Raw genomic sequence first — 3,699 nt, forward strand, 5'->3', positions numbered from 1 at the left:
CGCCGCCGCCGAGGCGGTCGGACACCACCGCGGCGCTGCGCGGCATGCGTCCGTTCATGCCGGCGAACGGATTGAGCGGGCGCCCGGCAGCGGCGTAGGACGCCGGGCCGTTGGCGGCCGGCAGGCCGTTGTCGTACTGGCCCGCCTCGCGCGCCTGCGCCGCCAGTGCGGCGCGGAAGTAGCTCTCGGCCTTGCGGTTCTTGCCGGCGCTGCGGTACACGCGGCCGGCGGCGCCAAGCACCTGCGGCGAATCCGGCGCCTGCGCCAGCGCGCGCTGCAGGTAGTCCTCGGCGCTGTGCAGGTCGCGCAGCGCGGCGGCGGTGTTGGCCGCGGCGATCAGCGTGTCCAGGTCGTTGGGCGACTGCTGCAGTTGCTGCTGATACAGCACCAGCGCCTGGCGCTGGTCGCCGGCGGCGGCGTACAGCCGCGCCAGCGCGGCCACCGCCTGCGGATCCTGGTTCTGCTGCGCCAGCAGCGGCGCCAGCGCGTCGTAGGCGGCTTCGAGGTTGCCGAGTTCGCGCAGGGCATCGACCTGGCGCAGCACGTAGCCGCTGCGCAGCGCCTGGTAGCGGCGCTGCTGCTCGGCGCTCATGTCGCTGTCGCGCAGCTGGCGCAGGGTCGCCGCCAGTTCGGCGTCCTGGTGCGCGCGCAGCAGCACGCCGGCGTATTGCAGGCGGGCCTCGGTGGAGGGGTTCTGCGCGACCAGGCGCTGCGCCAGGGTCAGCGCGCGCTGGTTGCTGCCGATGTCGGCATAGGCGCCGGCCATCGCCGCCAGCAGTGCCGGCTGCTCCAGCGCGTCGCCCAGCGCGGCCTCGGTGCGGCCCAGCAGCAACTGCGCTTCGCCACCGCGGCCCTGCTGCTGCAGCAGGCGCGCCGTGGCCGCCTGCTGTTCGACCCAGGCGGTGTTGCGCAGCGCGCTCATCTCGGCGGTGCGGGCATTGGCCGGAATGCGTTCCAGGCTGGCGTAGGCGCTGGCCCAGTCGCCGCGTTCCTGCGCCAGCAGCGCATTGGCGTACAGCGCCTCGGGCATGTCGCCGTGCACTGCGAGCAGGCCGTCCATGACGCTGCGCGCCTGGTCCGGACGCCCGGCCTGCTGGTACAGGCGCGCCAGGTCCAGCCGCACCCACGGATCGCCCGGGTTGTCGACCATCGCCTTTTCCAGCTCGCTCTGCGCGGTGACGGTGTCGCCGGCCTCCAGCGCCTGCTGCGCGCGGGCGCGCTGCAGGTTGGCTTTCAGCGCGGACTCGCCGCCGGCCTGCTGGCGCTGCGCCGGGCTGAGCCTGGCGAACAGCGCATTGGCCTCGTTGGCGCGGCCCTGGCGGCTGTACAGGGCGATCAGGCCCTGCAGCGCGCCGGCATCGTCGGCATGCAGGCGCAGCGCCTCGCGGTAGCTCTTTTCGGCGGCGGCGGCATCGCTGGCCGACTGCAGGTCGCCCAGCAACGCGTAGCCGGCGGCCTCCTCGGGCTTGAGCTTGACCGCCTGCTGGACCAGGCGCAGCGCGGCGTCGGTGTCGCCGCGGGTGCGCGCGGCCTGCGCCTGCTGCAGTTGCAGCCAGTAGCGCGCGCTGTCCAGCGCGCTGCGCCACTTGCCGTTGGCGGCCGCGGCCGGGCGCAGCAGTTCCTGCGCTTCGCCGAAGCGCTGCTGGCGCAGCCGCACCGAGCCCAGGCCACCGAGCGCCTCGGCATCGCGCGGACGCGCGCGCAGTACCTGCGCGAAGCGCTGTTCGGCCAGCGCCAGGTTGCCGGCGTTGAGCGCCTTGAAGCCTTCGCCCAGCTGTTCGCCGGCCGGATCGCCGCCTTGCGCGCGGCGCTCCTGCAGTTGCGCGGCCTTCTTGGCGATCTCGGCATCGTTCGGATTGGCGGCCAGGAACGCCTGGTACAGCGGCGCATCGGCGGGGCCGGCATTGAGCCACAGCAGCGCCTGGCGCCAGCCGGCACGCGCGGGACCGGCGACATCGGCGCGCTTGCTCAGCGCGGCGAGCTGGGCGATGCCCTCGCGCCGCGACGGTTCGCGGTAGGTCTGCACCTGCGCCAGCGCCAGCGCCGCGGCGGTGTTGTCCGGCTGCGCGGCAGCCAGGCGGCGCAGGCCGTCGCGTGCACCGTCCCAGCCCTGCGGGGTGCCAGCCAGCGCCTGGTAGTACTCCAGCGCCAGCGAGTCCGGCGGGCCCTTGCCGTCGAACAGCGCCTGATAGGCGCGCACCGCGTCCACGTAGCGGCCGGCGGCGGCGGCGCGGCGTGCGTTGCGCAGGTCGATGTTATCGCCGGTGCCGCCGATCGACATGGCCAGGCGCTGGGTCTGCGGCGCCTGCGGATGCGCCTTCTGCAGTTGCGCCAGGCGCTTGCGCGCGTCGGTCTGGCGGCCCTGCGCCAGATCGATCTGGGCCAGGCCGAGCAGGGCGTCGGGCTGGTTCGGGTCGACCCGCAGCAGCTTGCGCCAGGCATCGGCGGCGAGATCGTCGCGGCCCTGGTCGTGCCAGTAGTTGCCCTGGCTGACCAGTTGCTGGGTGGCGTCGGCGTTCTGCGCGTGCGCGCTGCCGGCGAGCAGGCACAGGTCGATCATGCCGGCCAGGTACAGGGGTTTGAGGTTCATGCGGAGCATTGGGTTCTCCAGGCGGGCTGCAGCGCGCCGTCTGCGGAAAAGCGGTAGCGGTTGTCGAGCCAGGCGCGTCCGAACAGGATCAGCACCCGGTCGTAGTAGGGAAGCCGTGCCGCGGCGGCGTCGCCGGGCGCGGGAATGCGTTGCGCCTGCGCCTGGAGCAGCGCCGGTTCGCGCAGCGCGCTCAGGTACGGCAGCAGGGCCGCGGCGAAGCCGGGCGGCGCCTGTCCGCTGCCGACGCCCTGGCGGCTGTCGATCTTCTCGTCGAGACGGCCCTGCGCGCGCAGTTGCTGCAGCGGGCCGGACAGGTCGTCGAGCAGCGCCTTGCGCAGCGGATCGGCGGCATCGAGCATGCCGGCCCACAGGTACACGCGGATGGCGTCGTAGCTGCCGATCGCGCCCTTGTCGGGGTCGACGCCGAACGCGCGGCCGTCCCAGGCGGTCCAGTCCGGCGCGAAGCCGACCGGCGCGCTGTCGCGCAGCATCCGTGCGCTGCGCGTGGCCAGCCCGGCCCACGGTCCCTTCGGATCGACCGCGGCGAAGCGCCGCAGCAACTGCAGCGGCAGGTAACTGGGGTTGAGCGTCCAGCGTTGCGGCCTGACGAAGCCCTTGGCCGCCGGCAGCAGCATGCTGCCGAACCCGGGCAGCTCGGCCAGCTCGGTGCGTCGCACCAGCGCCAGCATCTGCAGACCGGCCTGGGTGTAGCCGGGCCGTTGCCACAGGCGCCCGGCCTCGAGCAGCACGTAGGCGATCCACAGGTCCGCGTCGCTGGCGCTGTTGCCGTCGAGCACGCGCCAGCTGCCATCGCTGGCGCGGCCCCACAGCCAGGCCGGCAGCACCTGCTGCGGGCGGCCGCCGCACAGGTTGTGCCGGGTCCAGCCGAGCACGCGCTCGAACAGCACCTGGTCGTTGGCCACCAGCGCGAAGAACAGCGCGTAGGACTGGCCTTCGGAGGTGCTGCGCTGGTCGGCGTGCTGGAAATCGATCACCCGTCCGCTGGCATCGAGGTGCTTGCCGACGAACGCGGCCCACTCGCGCCACGGCGCGCAGGCCGGCGCCATCGCCAGCGCGGCGCGCGCCGGCGGCAGCAGCGTCGCCGCACC

2 protein-coding genes are annotated in these 3,699 nt (G+C 74.0%); both read right to left on the reverse strand.

The annotated features are described in order from the left end of the window. Positions 1 to 2,599 (reverse strand): tetratricopeptide repeat protein (locus D588_RS0114765; RefSeq protein ID WP_026143732.1); only part of this gene is annotated, 2,599 nt, incomplete at its 3' end. Further along, entirely contained in the window at positions 2,587 to 3,687 is a 1,101-nt protein-coding gene (gene bcsZ / locus D588_RS0114770) for a cellulose synthase complex periplasmic endoglucanase BcsZ (RefSeq protein ID WP_081613565.1), read from the reverse strand. The genes D588_RS0114765 and bcsZ, both read right to left, overlap by 13 nt. Between the last annotated feature and the right edge of the window lie 12 nt (positions 3,688 to 3,699).

It is taken from the genome of Xanthomonas sp. SHU 308 (assembly GCF_000364645.1).
In the GTDB taxonomy this organism is placed as follows: Bacteria; Pseudomonadota; Gammaproteobacteria; order Xanthomonadales; family Xanthomonadaceae; genus Xanthomonas_A; species Xanthomonas_A sontii.